Here is a 14,959-nt window from a genome sequence, read left to right as displayed (position 1 = left end):
GTCGGTGAATTCACTATCGCTATCGCGGGGCAAGCCCGCTCCCACAGGAACCGCGCATATTTTCAGATCAGCGCTATCCCTGTGGGAGCGGGCTTGCCCGCGAAAAGGACAACACCGTTCTCGAACCGATTACGCCATGGCAGAACGTCTACCCCGCCATTTTTTGTTACCATCTGCCTATTACGAGCGCACAGCGCCATACACTCGATGGAAACCGCCTGATGAGCCAAGCCTTCGACGTCGCCGCCCTGGCCGCGACCTACGCCAACAAGTCCCCGCAGGACATTCTCAAGCTCGCCTTCGAACACTTTGGCGACGACCTGTGGATCTCATTCAGTGGCGCCGAGGATGTGGTGCTGGTGGATATGGCCTGGAAACTGAATAAACAGGTCAATGTCTTCAGCCTCGATACCGGCCGCCTGCACCCGGAGACCTATCGTTTTATCGATCAGGTCCGCGAGCAGTACAACTTGCCGATCGAGATCCTCAGCCCGGACCGGGCCAAGCTGGATCCATTCGTCAAGGAAAAGGGCCTGTTCAGTTTCTACAAGGATGGCCATGGCGAATGCTGCGGCATCCGCAAGATCGAGCCGCTGCGGCGCAAGCTGTCCACCGTCAGCGCCTGGGCCACAGGCCAACGGCGCGATCAGAGCCCCGGCACCCGCAGCCAGGTTGCCGCGCTGGAAATCGACTCGGCGTTCTCCACCGCTGAGCGCACGCTGTACAAGTTCAACCCCTTGGCGCAGATGACCAGCGCTGAAGTGTGGGGCTATATCCGCATGCTTGAGCTGCCCTACAACAGCCTGCATGAACGCGGCTTCATCAGTATCGGCTGCGAGCCTTGCACCCGCCCAGTGCTGCCTAACCAGCATGAACGCGAAGGCCGCTGGTGGTGGGAAGAGTCCACGCAGAAGGAATGCGGGCTGCATGCCGGCAACCTGATCTCCAAGGCCTAACCTTGTAGCAGGCATAAAAAAACCGGCCAATCAGCCGGTTTTTTTTCGCCTGTCGATCAGTGGAACGGCAACTCGACGCCGTGGAAAAGCTCTTCAAGCTCTTGCTTGTTATGGCACTGGATAGCCTTGGCCATGACTTCACGGGTCAGGTGCGGAGCAAATTTCTCGATGAAGTCGCACATGAAACCACGCAGGAAGGTGCCACGGCGGAAGCCGATCTTGGTCACGCTGGCTTCGAACAGTTCGCTGGCATCCAGGGCAACCAGATCGCTATCAAGCTTGGCATCCACCGCCATACCGGCCACGATGCCCACGCCCAGGCCCAGACGCACGTAGGTCTTGATCACGTCAGCATCAGCGGCGGTGAACACTACTTTTGGCGTAAGACCGCGATGGTTGAACGCCTCGTCCAACTTGGAACGGCCAGTGAAGCCGAACACGTAGGTGACGATCGGGTATTCGGCGAGCGCTTCGAGGGTCAGCTTCGGCAGCTTGGCCAGCGGGTGGCCCTGGGGTACCACCACGCAGCGATTCCAGCGGTAGCACGGCATCATGATCAGATCGCCGAACAGCTCCAGGGCTTCAGTGGCGATGGCAAAGTCGACAGTGCCGTCAGCCGCCATTTCGGCGATTTGCATGGGCGAGCCCTGATGCATGTGCAGGGACACTTCCGGGTACTGCTTGATGAAGCTGCTGATTACCGGCGGCAAGGCATAGCGCGCCTGGGTGTGGGTGGTGGCGATCGACAGGGTACCCTTCTTCTCGTTGGAGAATTCCTGGGCGATCTGCTTGATGCTTTCAACCTTGCGCAGGATTTCGCCAGCGGTATTGATGATGCGCTCGCCGGCCGGGGTAACGCGGGTCAGGTGCTTGCCGCTGCGGGCGAAAACTTCGACGCCCAACTCATCCTCGAGCAAGCGAATCTGCTTGCTGATCCCCGGCTGGGAAGTATAGAGGCTCTGCGCTGTCGCGGAGACGTTGAGGTCGTGGTGCGCCACTTCCCAGATGTAGCGCAGTTGTTGGAGCTTCATAGGTTTCCCTCGGTTCAGCGGTAGGTCACCGGCAGCTGGCAGCGACGATATATAACTATATTAGTGGTTCTGGAAATAAATCTAGAACTATTTTGTTACGCCAAGGGGAAATGACCTACCGCCATCTTCATGCTTTCCTACGCCCCAAATGCTGCGCCAACGGCACCATGTAGACCGGCACCGGTGACAGCTGCAAGAGCCGCACTGCCGTCCTACCAATCGGCACATCTACCCCAGCACCTTGGGTATGGCTGCCGAAGATCAACAGATCGACACTCAGCCGTTGCGCCTGATCGAGGATCACCTGTGCAGGATCGCCCTGGCGCACGCGCACGGCACGGATCACTGCCAGATCCGCTTCCTCGCCCAGCTCATCGCGAAAATTTTCCAGGACCCTCTGCTCGATATTGGCCATCACCGTGTTCACCCCCTGGCTGTGCAACTGGTCCAGGGTCTGTTCGTCCAGATAACTCTGCAGCAACGATTCGGCGAACTGGCCCATCGGCTCGACCGCGTGGATTACATAAAGCTCTGCATTGAAGGTGCGCGCCAAGGCCAGGGCGTGCTGCATGACAACAGGCGCGTATACACCGAGGTCGGTGGCATACAGCATGGAACGAATCATTCGACCTCCTCGACTGCCGCTACGGCAGAGCAAGTTTCAGCTTAGCAGCGCCGTAGCCGGGCGCTGCGCCGTCCGGCGTGCTGCCCAGCGGCCTTGAGGCTCAGTCAGGCCTGGCGATTGCGTCGATCGATGAAGGCCAGCGATTGGTAGAGCATTTCCATGCGCGGCAGTTGGCAGCCTGCGGCGCGTGCCCGCGCCAGGGGCTCGGCATAGATCGCCTGAAGCTCGAGCGGACGCTGCTGGGCGTGGTCGTGATACATGCTGGGCCAGTAGTCAGGCATCTGCTCAGTGATGCGCAACAAGTGCTCGGCATAGCCCTGCGCCAGCAGCTGGCCGCAGGCCTGGGCGCCCTGCACCACTTCGGCCATCAGTTGCTGGATCAGCAGCCTGCTGTCGGCGTCGGCCATCAACGGCGTGGTACTGGCTTGCAAGAGTACCGACAGGCCGTTGTAGGGCACATTCCACACCAGCTTCTGCCAGCGGGCCTGGTCGAGGTTTTCCATGGCCTGCGAGTCGATCCCCGCGGCATGGAACAGCGCGGCGCCCTCCTCGACGATGGCCAGCGCTGCACCTGCGGCCGGGCCGCTGTGATAGCCAAGGTTGACCGCGCCCAGCGCCTGGTGACGAATCACTCCGGGGGCCTCACGGTTGACACATATAAAGCACAAGCCGCCGAGCAAGTGCATGTCTGGACGCAACGCAGGGCGTAACTGATCTTCAACGCCCAGGCCATTTTGCAAAAGCACCACCCTGGCCTCAGGCGCGGCAGCCTGGACGATCAGCGGCGCAAGCTCGGCATTACTGGTGGCCTTGGCGCCCACCAGCAACCAGTCGCACGGCGGCACGTCGGCGGCCGAGGCATAGGCGTTGACCTGCATATGCACTTGACCATGCACCGCGCTTTGCAAGCTCAGCCCCTGCTCGCGCACCGCCTCATACTCGCTGCGCAACAGAAAGTGCACCTCAAAGCCTGCGCGGGCCAGCATCAGCCCGTAGAACCCACCGATGGCACCACTGCCGATGATCCCGATACGCGTACTGCGAGACTCCATGCTGTACTCCTTTTCGATCCAGTTGCTGGTTCGCCAGATGCTTACAAGCCAGGCCGATGTAGCCCAACTGTAATGCCGCGATTGAAGTCAGAGCAGCATTTTCTAGTGTCAGATCTGGCCCCGCAATGAGGCCGGCACAACCAAGCACACAGGCACTGCCGGCAGGTAGCTTCCAGCGCGCAGAAACAAAAAACCCTCTATAGGCCAAAAACCCCACGCCGACGGGGCCCAGCCCATTGTCGCGCCCCCCTGTAACGCGCTAAGGTTCGGCCTCCCCGTTGCGAACAATCTGCTGCTAGGCCGCACGGGGATTGCTGGCGGCCGGCACCCGTGACCTGACGAGTAACACGATGGCTGATTTACCGATCGATGACCTAAACGTTGCCTCCAACGAGACCTTGATCACCCCCGATCAGCTCAAGAAGGAAATTCCTCTCAGCGCCCAGGCCCTGCAGACCGTGACTGCCGGCCGCGAAGTGGTGCGCAACATCCTCGACGGCAAGGACCATCGACTGTTCGTCGTGATCGGCCCCTGCTCGATCCATGACATCAAGGCCGCTCACGAATACGCCGAGCGCCTCAAGGTACTGGCCGCGGAAGTCGCCGACACCCTGTACCTGGTAATGCGCGTGTACTTCGAAAAACCACGTACCACCGTCGGTTGGAAAGGCCTGATCAACGACCCGTACCTGGATGACTCGTTCAAGATCCAGGACGGTCTGCATATCGGTCGCCAACTGCTGCTGGACCTGGCCGAAATGGGCCTGCCAACCGCCACCGAAGCACTTGACCCGATCTCCCCGCAGTATCTGCAGGACCTGATCAGCTGGTCGGCGATCGGCGCTCGCACCACCGAATCGCAGACCCACCGAGAGATGGCCTCAGGCCTGTCCTCGGCGGTCGGTTTCAAGAACGGCACCGATGGCGGCCTGACCGTGGCGATCAACGCCTTGCAGTCGGTATCCAAGCCACACCGTTTCCTGGGGATCAACCAGGAAGGTGGCGTGTCCATCGTCACCACCAAGGGCAATGCCTATGGCCACGTAGTACTGCGCGGCGGCAACGGCAAGCCCAACTATGATTCGGTCAGCGTGGCCCTGTGCGAGCAAGACCTGGCCAAGGCCAAGATCAAGGCCAACATCATGGTCGATTGCAGCCACGCCAACTCCAACAAGGATCCGGCCCTGCAACCGCTGGTGATGGACAACGTCGCCAACCAGATCCTCGAAGGTAACCAGTCGATCATCGGCCTGATGGTCGAGAGCCACCTTAACTGGGGCTGCCAGTCGATTCCCAAGGATCTTGCCGACCTGCAGTACGGCGTATCGGTCACCGACGCCTGTATCGACTGGGCCGCCACCGAAAAGTCCGTGCGCAGCATGCGCGACAAGCTCAAGGACGTTCTGCCCAAACGCCAACGCGGCTGAGTGTCGTCTGTTTTGGGGCTGCATTGCAGCCCTTCGCGGGCAAGCCCGCTCCCACAGGGACAGCGCTTAACTTGAGGGCGGCGCGATACCTGTGGGAGCGGGCTTGCCCGCGAAGGGCCGCAAGGCGGCCCCAAAATCTTAAGTGAACAGCATTACGGGCAATGCCCGGAATTTTTCTGTGTTTCGATCAGCCCCGAACGTCAGGCTTTGCTGGAATGGCGCTGCTGGCGCTCCATGTAGCGCTCGACGTACGAGCACGACGGGATGACCGTGTAGCCCATCTGGTCAGCATACTGCAGGGCCTGTTCGGTCAGTGCTGCGGCAATGCCGCGGCCGCGTAGGGCGTTGGGCACGAAGGTGCGATAGATATCCAGCGTCTGCTTGCCCAGGTCCATGTACGTCAGGTAGGCACGATGACCGTCCACGTTGGTCTCGAACTGATGACCGGCCTGGTCATGGTGGATGGTCAGCGCTTCGCTCATCACTACTCCTCGCAGGTCTTCTCGGCAGACCTTTTACCTTACCCGATGATGTATCCGGCGCGGAATCTTCTACGCCCCCTCATGCCCCCTTGGACAGCAAGGTGACTGGGTCGTTCTGTATCCTGGGCACCCACAAATAGTAGGCGCCGCCAGCGGGATTGCTCAAGGTGGCAGACGGCAAAAATTAGCCGTTACACCGAGTTGAACGGACCTGAAGGTGGACTCGCAACAGCACGCGGATGTTGTACTGCTAAGACGCACAAGGACAGTACAAGTCACCTTTAGTTCAACAAAAAGTTCCGCTAGTACAATCGCTTGCGAATCCTGAGCAGGTTGTTCACAAAAGCGCTACAAAGGTGTCAGCGCCCCAGCAGTCCACATTTTTTTTGCAGTTCTTGCGCTCAGTCAGTTTACTTACTACAAGTAATGGGTACTATGTACGCCGGCCAGTTTCTCTTTTCCGAGAGATGGCTCTTTAATAGAAAGTCCTTGAAGGGGAACACGATGAACAACGTTCTGAAATTCTCTGCTCTGGCTCTGGCCGCAGTTCTGGCTACCGGTTGCAGCAGCGTCTCCAAAGAAACCGAAGCTCGCCTGACTGCTACCGAAGACGCAGCAGCTCGCGCCCAAGCCCGTGCCGATGAAGCCTACCGTAAGGCTGACGACGCTCTGGCTGCCGCTCAGAAGGCTCAGCAAACCGCTGACGAAGCCAACGAGCGCGCTCTGCGTATGCTGGACAAAGCCAGCCGCAAGTAATAATCCTCACGGATTGTTATGAAGCCGACCCACTTGTGGGTCGGCTTTTTTATTGCCGATGAAAAAGCCTGCGGCAAAAACGAAAAAGGCCTGCACTAAGGCAGGCCTGATCGCGGCACAGCGACTTACGACTTACTGAAGTTCAGGCGGGATGCTCGAGACCATCGGTGCCGCACCACCGCTGACGGGAACGGCAATTTCCACCGGCATGCCATCTTCAGCGGCAACCACGTCGCGCACCATGTCCCAGTTCATTCGCAGGTTATTGGCCAGGTCTTCACGCTTGAGCAAGGCATTGATAACTGCAGTGTGCTTGTCGACCACCGACGGATCGCCATGATCATCAAGCGGTGTGTGCGCCTCGAGATAGACCTTGCCGGCACTGATACCGAACTTGTACGGCTCGTTGATGATGCGCACCGGCGTACCTACCGGGACCATCTTGGAAAGTTCCAGGACGTTATTGTTGAGCATGCGGAAGCAACCATGGCTGGTGCGCATGCCAATACCGAACTTCTTGTTGGAACCGTGGATCAGGTACCCAGGCACCCCCAGGGTGAACTTGAAAGGCCCCAGCGGGTTGTCCGGGCCAGCGGGCACTACGGTCGGCAAGATGTCGCCATCGGCGGCATGCTCGGCGCGGATCGAAGCAGGCGGCGTCCAGGTCGGATTCGGCGTCTTGGCGGTGATCTTGGTATTGGCGATCGGCGAGCCCCAGCCTTCACGGCCGATGCCCAGCGGGAAGGTATGCACTACGTTCTGCCCTTTAGGGAAGTAGTACAGGCGGTATTCAGCCAGGTTGATGACAATGCCTTCGCGTGGCCCCGGAGGCAGCACATAGCGCGTCGGCAGGATGATTTCGGTTCCGGCGCCGGGCAACCATGGATCGACGCCCGGGTTGGCCGCGATCATCTCCAGATAGCCCAGATCATTGGCGGTGCCGATGTCAGCGAAGGTGTCTTCGTACTTGGCCTTGATCGTCTGGACCTGGCCGACGACGTCCTCACCGGGTGGCGGCAGTGGCAGCTCCAGCGCGCAGGCAGGGCCCGCTACCAGCAGGGCGGCCAGGGACAGGCTACGGGTGACGGCGGGAAAGCGCGGCAACATCCGGTAAATCCTTCGAAAGGTGGGTCAAGAGGATCGATTGTACACCCGCCCCGGCACAAGCGGGAGGCATCGGGCAGTTGCATGCGTTTCAGATGATGAAAGGCAGTCTTAGTTCCGGCCGGCAGTTGCCCTCTAGAGTTGCGGCCATATCGGTCGAGTGCCACGGCGCTGGGCATCGAGGATCGCTTTGCACAACGTGCACAGGCGGCTGTCGCGATTGATCGTGCGCGGCACCATCGACCACCGTGGCTGTGCTGGCAACAGACCGCCACATAGGGTGCGGTCGACCGGCGCGCCCAGCTCAAGTTGGCGGGCTACCAGGTGGACGCGGACTTCCTGACACGCGAACAGGTCGAGTTGCTCATCGGGCTCGATCAGTTGATAGGCATACAGGGACCAGGCAGGGCGCGGCATTGGGGGGTCTCGAAACGGGGGGCGCAACATTATCTGAAAGCAGCCCCCGTTAAAAGCGTCACAGCAAGGGTTTTATCACCGGCCAGGCATTTTCCAGCAGTTGCTGCTGGGCGCCCTGGGCTGGGTGAATGCCATCGGCCTGCATCATCTGCGGCACGCCGCCAACCCCTTCGAGGAAAAACGGCACCCAGGGCACTTTTTTCTGTGTCGCCAACTGCTCATAGACCTGGGCAAAGGCAGTGGTATAGCGCACCCCGTAATTGGGCGGCAGGCGCATGCCCAACAGGACCACTTTGGCCCCTGCCGCCTGGGAGCGGTCTATCATCGAAGCAAGATTTTGTTGCAATTGCTCTGGCGGCTGTCCACGCAGCCCATCGTTGCCGCCCAGCTCGATGATCACCAGGCTCGGCTTATGCTCTGCAAGCAGCGCCGGCAGCCGCGCCTGGCCACCTGCACTGGTGTCACCACTGATCGAGGCATTGACCACCTGATCGCTGGAGCCTTCCTGCTGCAGCCGTTGCTGCAACAGGGAAACCCACCCCTGGCGGGTATCCAGGCCAAAACCGGCGCTGATACTATCGCCGACGACCAGCAGTGTTCCCGCCGCCGCGCTCTGGGCCAGGCAATACAGGGCCAGACCGGCACTCAACCACCACACTCGCATCGGATTCTCCATGGGCCCAAGCATTCTCGTTGCGCAGCACCTTAGCAAAGTGGTTCCCAGTGCGGAAGGCGACCTGACCATCCTCCACGCACTCTCCCTCGATCTGAACCAGGGCGACAGCCTGGCCATCGTCGGCGCTTCGGGATCGGGCAAATCGACCCTGCTGGGCTTGCTCGCAGGCCTGGACCGCCCGAGCGCCGGCACGGTGATCCTTGCCGGTCACGACCTGGGGCCGCTGGATGAAGATCAACGGGCGCGGGTGCGCGCCGAGCATGTCGGCTTCGTGTTCCAGTCGTTCCAATTGCTCGACAGCCTCAATGCACTGGAAAACGTCATGCTGCCGCTGGAGCTCGATGGCCGCCACGATGCCCGCGAGCATGCGCGCAGCCTGCTCGAACGGGTTGGCCTGGGCAAACGCCTGACTCATACCCCGCGCCAGCTTTCAGGCGGTGAGCAGCAACGAGTGGCGATTGCCCGCGCGTTCGCCGCGCAGCCAGCGGTGCTGTTCGCTGACGAACCTACCGGCAACCTGGACAGCCACACCGGCGAGCGCATCAGCGACCTGTTGTTCGAACTGAACAAGGAGCGCGGCACCACCTTGGTTCTGGTCACCCATGACGAACGCCTGGCCAAGCGCTGCCGGCGCCTGATCCGCCTGGACGCTGGACGCCTGGTGGCGCCCCTGGAGCCGTGATGACTCGATTGCCGTTTCTGCGCCTGTGCGCCCTGGCCCTGCGCCAGCTCTGGCGCGACGCCCGTGCCAGTGAAGTACGCGTGCTGTTCTTCGCCCTGCTGGTGGCCGTGGCGGCCAGCACCGCCATCGGCTATTTCGGCGCACGCCTGAATGGCGCCATGCAGCTGCGCGCCAGCGAGTTTCTCGGCGCAGATCTGGTCCTGCAGGGCAGCTCGCCAGCTCGCCAGGAGCAGATCGACGCCGGCACGGCGCTGGGTTTGCGCCATGCACGGGTGGTGGAATTTACCAGCGTGGTCGGGGGCGATAGCGGCATCCAGCTCTCCAGCATCAAGGCCGCCGACACTGCCTACCCGCTGCGGGGAAAACTACGCAGCGCCGCAGCGCCCTATGCGCAGGAAGCGCCCGGGGGCGGCCCAGCAGCCGGCGAGGTCTGGGTCGAGCCACGTCTGCTGGCGGCGCTGGGTTTGTCGATAGGCGATAGCATCGATGTCGGCATGAAGAGCTTGCGCATGACCCGCGTACTGACCTACGAACCAGACCGCGCCAACAATTTCTACAGCCTCACCCCGCGGGTGCTGATGAACCTCGACGACCTGCAAAGCACCGGCGTGATCCAGCCAGGCAGCCGGGTCAGCTATCGCGAACTATGGCGAGGCGAGGCGCAAACGTTGAGCCAGTATCGCCAGGCCATCGACAAGGATCTGGCCGCCAACCAGCGCCTGCTCGATACCCGCGATGGCAACCGGCAAATCGGCGGCGCCCTGGGCAAGGCTGAGCGCTACTTGAACATGGCCAGCCTGGTGGCGGTGCTGTTGGCAGGCGTTGCCGTGGCGCTCTCGGCCAGCCGCTACGCGGCCCGTCGCCTGGACGCCAGCGCCCTGCTGCGCTGTCTGGGCTTGTCTCGCCGCCAGGCCCTGGGCCTGTACTGCGTGCAACTGGCTGCACTGGGCCTGGTGGCAGCAATGGCCGGGGCTCTGGTCGGCTGGCTGGCACAGCTGGGCCTGTTTCGCCTGCTGCACGGGCTGATGCCCAGCGTCATTCCACCCGGTGGCATCACCCCGGCGCTGGCTGGCATCGGCACGGGTCTGGTCGCCCTTGCAGGTTTTGCCCTGCCGCCGTTGGCGGCACTGGGCCGTGTGCCGCCGCTGCGGGTGTTGCGCCGCGATCTGCTGCCGGTACCGCCCAGCAGCTGGCTGGTGTATGGCGCTGCCCTATTCGCCCTGGGCCTGATCATGTGGCGCCTGAGCCTGGATCTGTTGCTGACCTTTGCCCTGCTCGGCGGCGGGCTGATCGCTGCGCTGCTACTGGGTGGCTTGCTCCTGCTCGGTTTACGCAGCCTGCGCCGGTTACTGGCGGGCGCTCCCCTGACTTGGCGGCTGGGCTTGGGCCAATTGCTGCGCCATCCGCTGGCGGCGGCCGGCCAAGCGCTGGCGTTTGGCCTGATCCTACTGGCCATGGGCCTGGTCGCATTGCTGCGCGCCGAGCTGCTGGATACCTGGCAAGCGCAACTACCCAAAGATGCTCCCAACCATTTCGCCCTGAACATCCTACCGGATGAACGCGATGCCTTTATCCAGCGCTTGCGCGAGGTTAACGCCACTTCGGCGCCGTTGTATCCGGTGATCCCGGGTCGGCTGACGCACATCAACGACGAGCCGGTACGCCAGCTGGTGAGCAAGGAGTCCACCGGTGAACGCGCCGTGCAACGCGACCTCAGCCTGACCTGGGCCGCCGAGCTGCCCGAGGGCAATGCCTTGACCTCAGGCGATTGGTGGCAACCCACTCCAGCAAGCGATGGCATCCCTGGTGTGTCGGTAGAAGCGGAGCTTGCTGCCAGCCTGCACCTGAAGCTGGGCGACTTGCTCAATTTCGATATCGGTGGTCAGCAGCGCCAGGCACGGGTCAGCAGCTTGCGCTCTGTGCACTGGGACAGTTTCCAGCCCAACTTCTACATGATTTTCCAACCCGGCACGCTGCTGGGCCTGCCCACCACCTACCTGACCAGCTTCTACCTGGCAGCGGGTCACGACCAGGAAGTGGTCGCCCTGTCCCGCGCGTTCCCGGCCGCGACCATTCTTCAGGTCGACGCGCTGCTCGAGCAGTTGCGCAGCATCCTGGCCCAGGTGACCTTGGCGGTGGAGTATGTGCTGTTGTTCGTGTTGGCGGCGGGCCTGGCAGTGCTGTTCGCCGGGCTACAGGCAACGCTGGATGAGCGCATTCACCAAGGCGCCTTGCTGCGCGCGCTGGGTGCGCCCAGGCCCTTGCTGGTCAGGACCCGGCGCATCGAGTTCGGCTTGCTGGGGGCGGCCAGCGGCGTCCTGGCGGCACTGGGTTGCGAGCTGATCAGCTGGGCGCTGTATCGCTACGCGTTCGACCTGCCGTGGAGTCCGCATCCATGGCTACTGGCATTGCCGCTGGCGGGGGCATTGCTGGTGGCGGGTGCTGGTGTGATTGGCACCCGGCGCGCGCTCAATGCCAGCCCTCTGGCGGTTTTGCGCGACACTTGAGCTCAACGCAACTGTGAACTGGGGCTGCTTTGCGGCCCCAGTCTTCGAAACTTCAGTTATTCAGGCATCCGCCTGCACAGCCGGATAACGGATGCTGTTGACATACCAGGTAGCATCCCCCGTCGGCGTCTTGACCACCACCTCGTCGCCCTCCTCCTTCTTGAGCAACGCGCGGGCCATGGGCGAATCGATCGAAATGTAGTCGTTGCGCCCATAGATCTCGTCATAACCGACGATGCGAAACTTCAGGGTCTCGCCGTCATCGTTTTCGATTTCCACCCAAGCGCCAAAGAACACTTTGCCTTCCTGTTCGGGGGAATAGGCAACCACTTTGACATCTTCAAGACGCTTGCGCAGGTAACGTACGCGACGATCAATCTCGCGCAAGAGCTTCTTGTTGTACTGGTAATCGGCGTTTTCACTGCGATCGCCCAGCGACGCTGCCCAGGCAACCTTCTGGGTAATTTCCGGCCGGTAGACCCGCCACAGATGGTCGAGCTCTTGCTTGAGCGCCTGATGACCTTCGGTGGTGATGATGTTGGTGCTCAAACGGCATTCTCCTCAACGCCTGTGCGTGCCGACGTAGTGAGGCCGAGCTTAACCAAAAACGCCCGGCGCTGACATGCTACTCAACGACGGGTAATCAGGCCTTGTCGGGCGATGCGGGTGAGATGGCCGATAACCTCGGCGGCGTCTTCGGCGGCCGGCGACTGGATCACCGCGAGGTCAAAGCGATCGCTGCCGTACTGTTCGAGCAAGCCGCAGGTTTCAGCGAACTGGATGAGGAAAGCGCGGGCTTGGCCCTTGCGTCGCGAGAAACCATCGAGGTGACGCAACAAGGTAGGCTGATGCTGGCCACCGAGCAGGATGCGCGGTGTGCGAGAGGCCTGGCTGGCAGGCAGGGGGGACAGGCAGACACTGGTACGTGGACAACTCATGGAGTATTTCTCCGCCTCGCAAATCCCGCTGGGCAGCGGTGGGAGGCGTCACCGAACCAGCGCTTTAGCGGTATTTCGGATGACCCGGCTGGGGGCCTTTCCTGCGCCCCGCAAGTAGCTGTTTAAATCGGCGCAAGCGGTATCCTAGAGAGTGAAACGACAAGCTGCAAGTAGACTTTACTCGCAGCTTGAGGGATGGGCTTTACAGCGTTGTGTCAGCGGGCGATCAGGCGGTCCAGGGAGAAGCGACCGGCACCTTCGATCAGCACTGCCACGGTGCCTGCCATCAGCGCGAGGGCGAACTCGTAGCCGTTGTTTGACATGAACAGCCCATTGCCGATGTGCACCGAGAAGATCGCCACCACCAAAGTCACCGTCAGTGCCAGGGCAGCTGGGCGCACCAGCAGGCCAATCAGCAGTGCCAGACCACCGAAGAACTCGGCGCTACCCGACAACAGGGCCATCAGGTAACCCGGGGCCAGGCCGATGCTTTCCATCCACTGCCCGGTGCCTTCCAGGCCGTAGCCACCGAACAGGCCGAACAATTTCTGTGCGCCGTGGGCCATGAAGATCAGACCGACCAGGATGCGGATAACGCTCAAGCCAGCGCCAGCACGGGTGACGAACAGCGAGTTGAGGGTGTTGGAGTTCATTTCAAATCTTCCTTAGGGCAAGCAATGTTGGGTTGGGATGGGCGCCATCTTAATCAAATTAACCAATAGTAAAATCGCATAATATGCGTAATTAATATCGAATAATTCGATTCATTAACGCTTTGCCACGCGCTCTAGCGCAGCCCGCTCACGATTGAAGGCCAGGAAGTACTTGTTGACGCTGTTGACGAAATTGACCGGCCCCATGCCCACCTGCTCCATGGCGATGCGTTCGGTCTGGAAGAACCACTGGTTGCCATTGAGTCCGCGCCGACGCGCTTCGGCACGCATCGCCTGCACCCGCTCCGGGCCCAGGTTGTAAGCCGCCAGAATGAACGCCATGCGCTCGCGCTCGTTAAGCTTGGGGCTGGCGAAGAACTTGCGCCGGATCAACGCCAGGTAGCGGGCGCTGGCCTGGACATTGCCATCGACCGTGGTGGTGTTACTGACCCCGACCCGTTGCGCTGCCGAGGGCGTGATCTGCATCAATCCATGAGCGCCGCCCATCCCTCGCGCGGCGGGATTGAGGGTGGACTCCTTGAACGCCAGCGCAGCCAGGTTGAGCCAGTCGATCTGTTGCGCCTGCCCATGCTTTTGCAGCACCGCCCGCAGCGTCTGCAATTGCTGGCGGTCTTTGCGCGCCAATGGGTTGTGCACCCGGTACTGACGCCGATAAATGCGCTCGAACGCGGCGTCCTGGTTGTCTGGGGCGCGGTAGCCCGCGAGGAAGCGGTCGACCGTGGCCAGCAACTGATGCGCATCGCGACCGACATACCAACGCATGGCCTGGGGTTCGCCGAGCTTCAAGCGAGTGTCTACACGCAGACGCGGCATCACGCGCGCCCAGCGCTGGGCAATGGGCCGCTCCACCACTGTCAGGTGATAGATGCCGGCCTGGACCATCTCCAACACGTCTTCGATGGCCAAGCTCGGATCGACCCACTCGATCTTGATCGGCGCGCGCTTGCGCAGGGCCAACTGCTCGTTGATGTCCTGGATCAGCGCTCCGGCGGCACTGGCCGTGGTCAGCGCGATGGTCCGCCCGGACAGTTGCTCGACCCGACTGAAACTGCGTTCGCCCTTGCGCCCGACCAGCAGCAACGGCACCTGATCGAGCACCGGGGCGCTGGTACTGACACCGCGCACCACGCCCGGATCAAGTAGTTCGCCGGGAGCGGCGAGATCACCCTCACCCCGGGCCAAGGCGCCGAGTAACTGCTCCTTGGCCCGCGGAATCAGTTTGACCTGGATCAGCTGCCCTTCCCTTTCGCGGCCATTAAGGTAGTGCTCCAGCGCCCTGAGCCGGTGATATTCGATACCAACCGGCTCGCCCTTGACCTCGCCAGAGCTATTGCGGCTCTGATTGACCAGCACCCGCAGCACCTTGGTTGCGCGCACCTGGGCCAGATCACGAGGCTGATTGCTGTTGGCAGTCTGCTGCGGCCCTGGCAAGCGGGCGCTGGCCGCCCCAGGCAGGAGCAAGCCAATCATCAGCAGTAGGGTCAGCAAGGTTCGCTGCATGCGAAAACGTGTCCGAGGGCTGTGGGCGGAAACCATCAAGGCCAGTGCGTCCGTGACAAATGACGCTAGAAGACCATGGCAACAGCTTGAAGTTCTTGGCTTTTTCCTGAAATTCCCGGTTTTTGCTATGCT

The 14,959-nt window shown here is 61.5% G+C and carries 16 protein-coding genes; 5 read left to right on the top strand and 11 right to left on the bottom strand.

Annotated features, from left to right (window positions below):
• Nucleotides 1-221 precede the first annotated feature (221 nt).
• A complete protein-coding gene (locus OIU19_RS14195) occupies nucleotides 222-956 on the top strand; it encodes a phosphoadenylyl-sulfate reductase (protein WP_264235516.1) in 735 nt (244 codons plus the stop codon).
• Nucleotides 957-1,012: 56 nt separating this feature from the next.
• Here the strand turns inward: OIU19_RS14195 and cysB are convergent, their stop codons facing one another.
• From cysB to OIU19_RS14180, 3 genes are all read right to left on the bottom strand, one after another.
• The gene (cysB, locus tag OIU19_RS14190; RefSeq protein WP_186554985.1) at nucleotides 1,013-1,987 is read right to left on the bottom strand and encodes an HTH-type transcriptional regulator CysB; all 975 of its coding nucleotides are present in this window, start codon (nucleotides 1,985-1,987) and stop codon (nucleotides 1,013-1,015) included.
• Between the two features lie 127 nt (nucleotides 1,988-2,114).
• Nucleotides 2,115-2,612, bottom strand: a complete 498-nt coding sequence (locus OIU19_RS14185; RefSeq protein WP_186554986.1) for a universal stress protein — start codon at nucleotides 2,610-2,612, stop codon at nucleotides 2,115-2,117.
• Nucleotides 2,613-2,716: 104 nt separating this feature from the next.
• Entirely contained in the window at nucleotides 2,717-3,664 is a 948-nt protein-coding gene (locus OIU19_RS14180) for a putative 2-dehydropantoate 2-reductase (RefSeq protein WP_264235515.1), read from the bottom strand.
• Between the two features lie 350 nt (nucleotides 3,665-4,014).
• On the opposite strand from OIU19_RS14180, the gene OIU19_RS14175 reads away from it, so the two are divergent.
• Nucleotides 4,015-5,091, top strand: a complete 1,077-nt coding sequence (locus OIU19_RS14175) for a 3-deoxy-7-phosphoheptulonate synthase (RefSeq protein WP_186554988.1) — start codon at nucleotides 4,015-4,017, stop codon at nucleotides 5,089-5,091.
• A gap of 200 nt (nucleotides 5,092-5,291) precedes the next feature.
• On the opposite strand, the gene OIU19_RS14170 is transcribed toward OIU19_RS14175, so the two are convergent.
• Nucleotides 5,292-5,573 (bottom strand): GNAT family N-acetyltransferase, encoded by a 282-nt coding sequence (locus tag OIU19_RS14170; protein ID WP_186554989.1) that lies wholly within the window; start codon nucleotides 5,571-5,573, stop codon nucleotides 5,292-5,294.
• Between the two features lie 504 nt (nucleotides 5,574-6,077).
• Here OIU19_RS14170 and oprI point away from each other — a divergent pair.
• The gene (gene oprI, locus OIU19_RS14165; RefSeq protein ID WP_003259780.1) at nucleotides 6,078-6,329 is read left to right on the top strand and encodes an outer membrane lipoprotei OprI; all 252 of its coding nucleotides are present in this window, start codon (nucleotides 6,078-6,080) and stop codon (nucleotides 6,327-6,329) included.
• Between the two features lie 132 nt (nucleotides 6,330-6,461).
• Here the strand turns inward: oprI and OIU19_RS14160 are convergent, their stop codons facing one another.
• From OIU19_RS14160 to OIU19_RS14150, 3 genes are all read right to left on the bottom strand, one after another.
• Nucleotides 6,462-7,436 (bottom strand): L,D-transpeptidase family protein, encoded by a 975-nt coding sequence (locus OIU19_RS14160; RefSeq protein ID WP_264235514.1) that lies wholly within the window; start codon nucleotides 7,434-7,436, stop codon nucleotides 6,462-6,464.
• A 132-nt stretch (nucleotides 7,437-7,568) separates the two neighbouring features.
• Nucleotides 7,569-7,850 carry a hypothetical protein gene (locus tag OIU19_RS14155; protein WP_264235513.1) on the bottom strand — a complete coding sequence of 94 codons (282 nt, stop codon included), beginning with the start codon at nucleotides 7,848-7,850 and terminating at the stop codon, nucleotides 7,569-7,571.
• Between the two features lie 58 nt (nucleotides 7,851-7,908).
• Nucleotides 7,909-8,514, bottom strand: a complete 606-nt coding sequence (locus OIU19_RS14150) for an arylesterase (RefSeq protein ID WP_186554992.1) — start codon at nucleotides 8,512-8,514, stop codon at nucleotides 7,909-7,911.
• A gap of 10 nt (nucleotides 8,515-8,524) precedes the next feature.
• Here OIU19_RS14150 and OIU19_RS14145 point away from each other — a divergent pair, with 10 nt between their 5' ends.
• A complete protein-coding gene (locus OIU19_RS14145; RefSeq protein ID WP_264235511.1) occupies nucleotides 8,525-9,208 on the top strand; it encodes an ABC transporter ATP-binding protein in 684 nt (227 codons plus the stop codon).
• Nucleotides 9,208-11,715, top strand: a complete 2,508-nt coding sequence (locus OIU19_RS14140) for an ABC transporter permease (RefSeq protein WP_264235509.1) — start codon at nucleotides 9,208-9,210, stop codon at nucleotides 11,713-11,715. The genes OIU19_RS14145 and OIU19_RS14140 overlap by 1 nt, the downstream gene beginning before the upstream one ends.
• A gap of 60 nt (nucleotides 11,716-11,775) precedes the next feature.
• Here the strand turns inward: OIU19_RS14140 and greB are convergent, their stop codons facing one another.
• From greB to OIU19_RS14120, 4 genes are all read right to left on the bottom strand, one after another.
• Entirely contained in the window at nucleotides 11,776-12,264 is a 489-nt protein-coding gene (gene greB / locus OIU19_RS14135; RefSeq protein WP_264235508.1) for a transcription elongation factor GreB, read from the bottom strand.
• 80 nt (nucleotides 12,265-12,344) lie between these two features.
• Nucleotides 12,345-12,653, bottom strand: coding sequence for a hypothetical protein (locus tag OIU19_RS14130; RefSeq protein WP_264235506.1), 309 nt, complete (start codon nucleotides 12,651-12,653; stop codon nucleotides 12,345-12,347).
• Between the two features lie 215 nt (nucleotides 12,654-12,868).
• Nucleotides 12,869-13,306 (bottom strand): DoxX family protein, encoded by a 438-nt coding sequence (locus OIU19_RS14125; RefSeq protein ID WP_186554997.1) that lies wholly within the window; start codon nucleotides 13,304-13,306, stop codon nucleotides 12,869-12,871.
• Nucleotides 13,307-13,420: 114 nt separating this feature from the next.
• Nucleotides 13,421-14,827, bottom strand: coding sequence for a transglycosylase SLT domain-containing protein (locus OIU19_RS14120; RefSeq protein WP_264235505.1), 1,407 nt, complete (start codon nucleotides 14,825-14,827; stop codon nucleotides 13,421-13,423).
• Nucleotides 14,828-14,959: the final 132 nt, after the last annotated feature.

The sequence above is a fragment of the Pseudomonas sp. BT-42-2 genome, assembly GCF_025847435.2.
Taxonomy (GTDB): Bacteria; Pseudomonadota; Gammaproteobacteria; order Pseudomonadales; family Pseudomonadaceae; genus Aquipseudomonas; species Aquipseudomonas urmiensis.
This window is presented reverse-complemented; position numbering and strand designations above follow the sequence as displayed.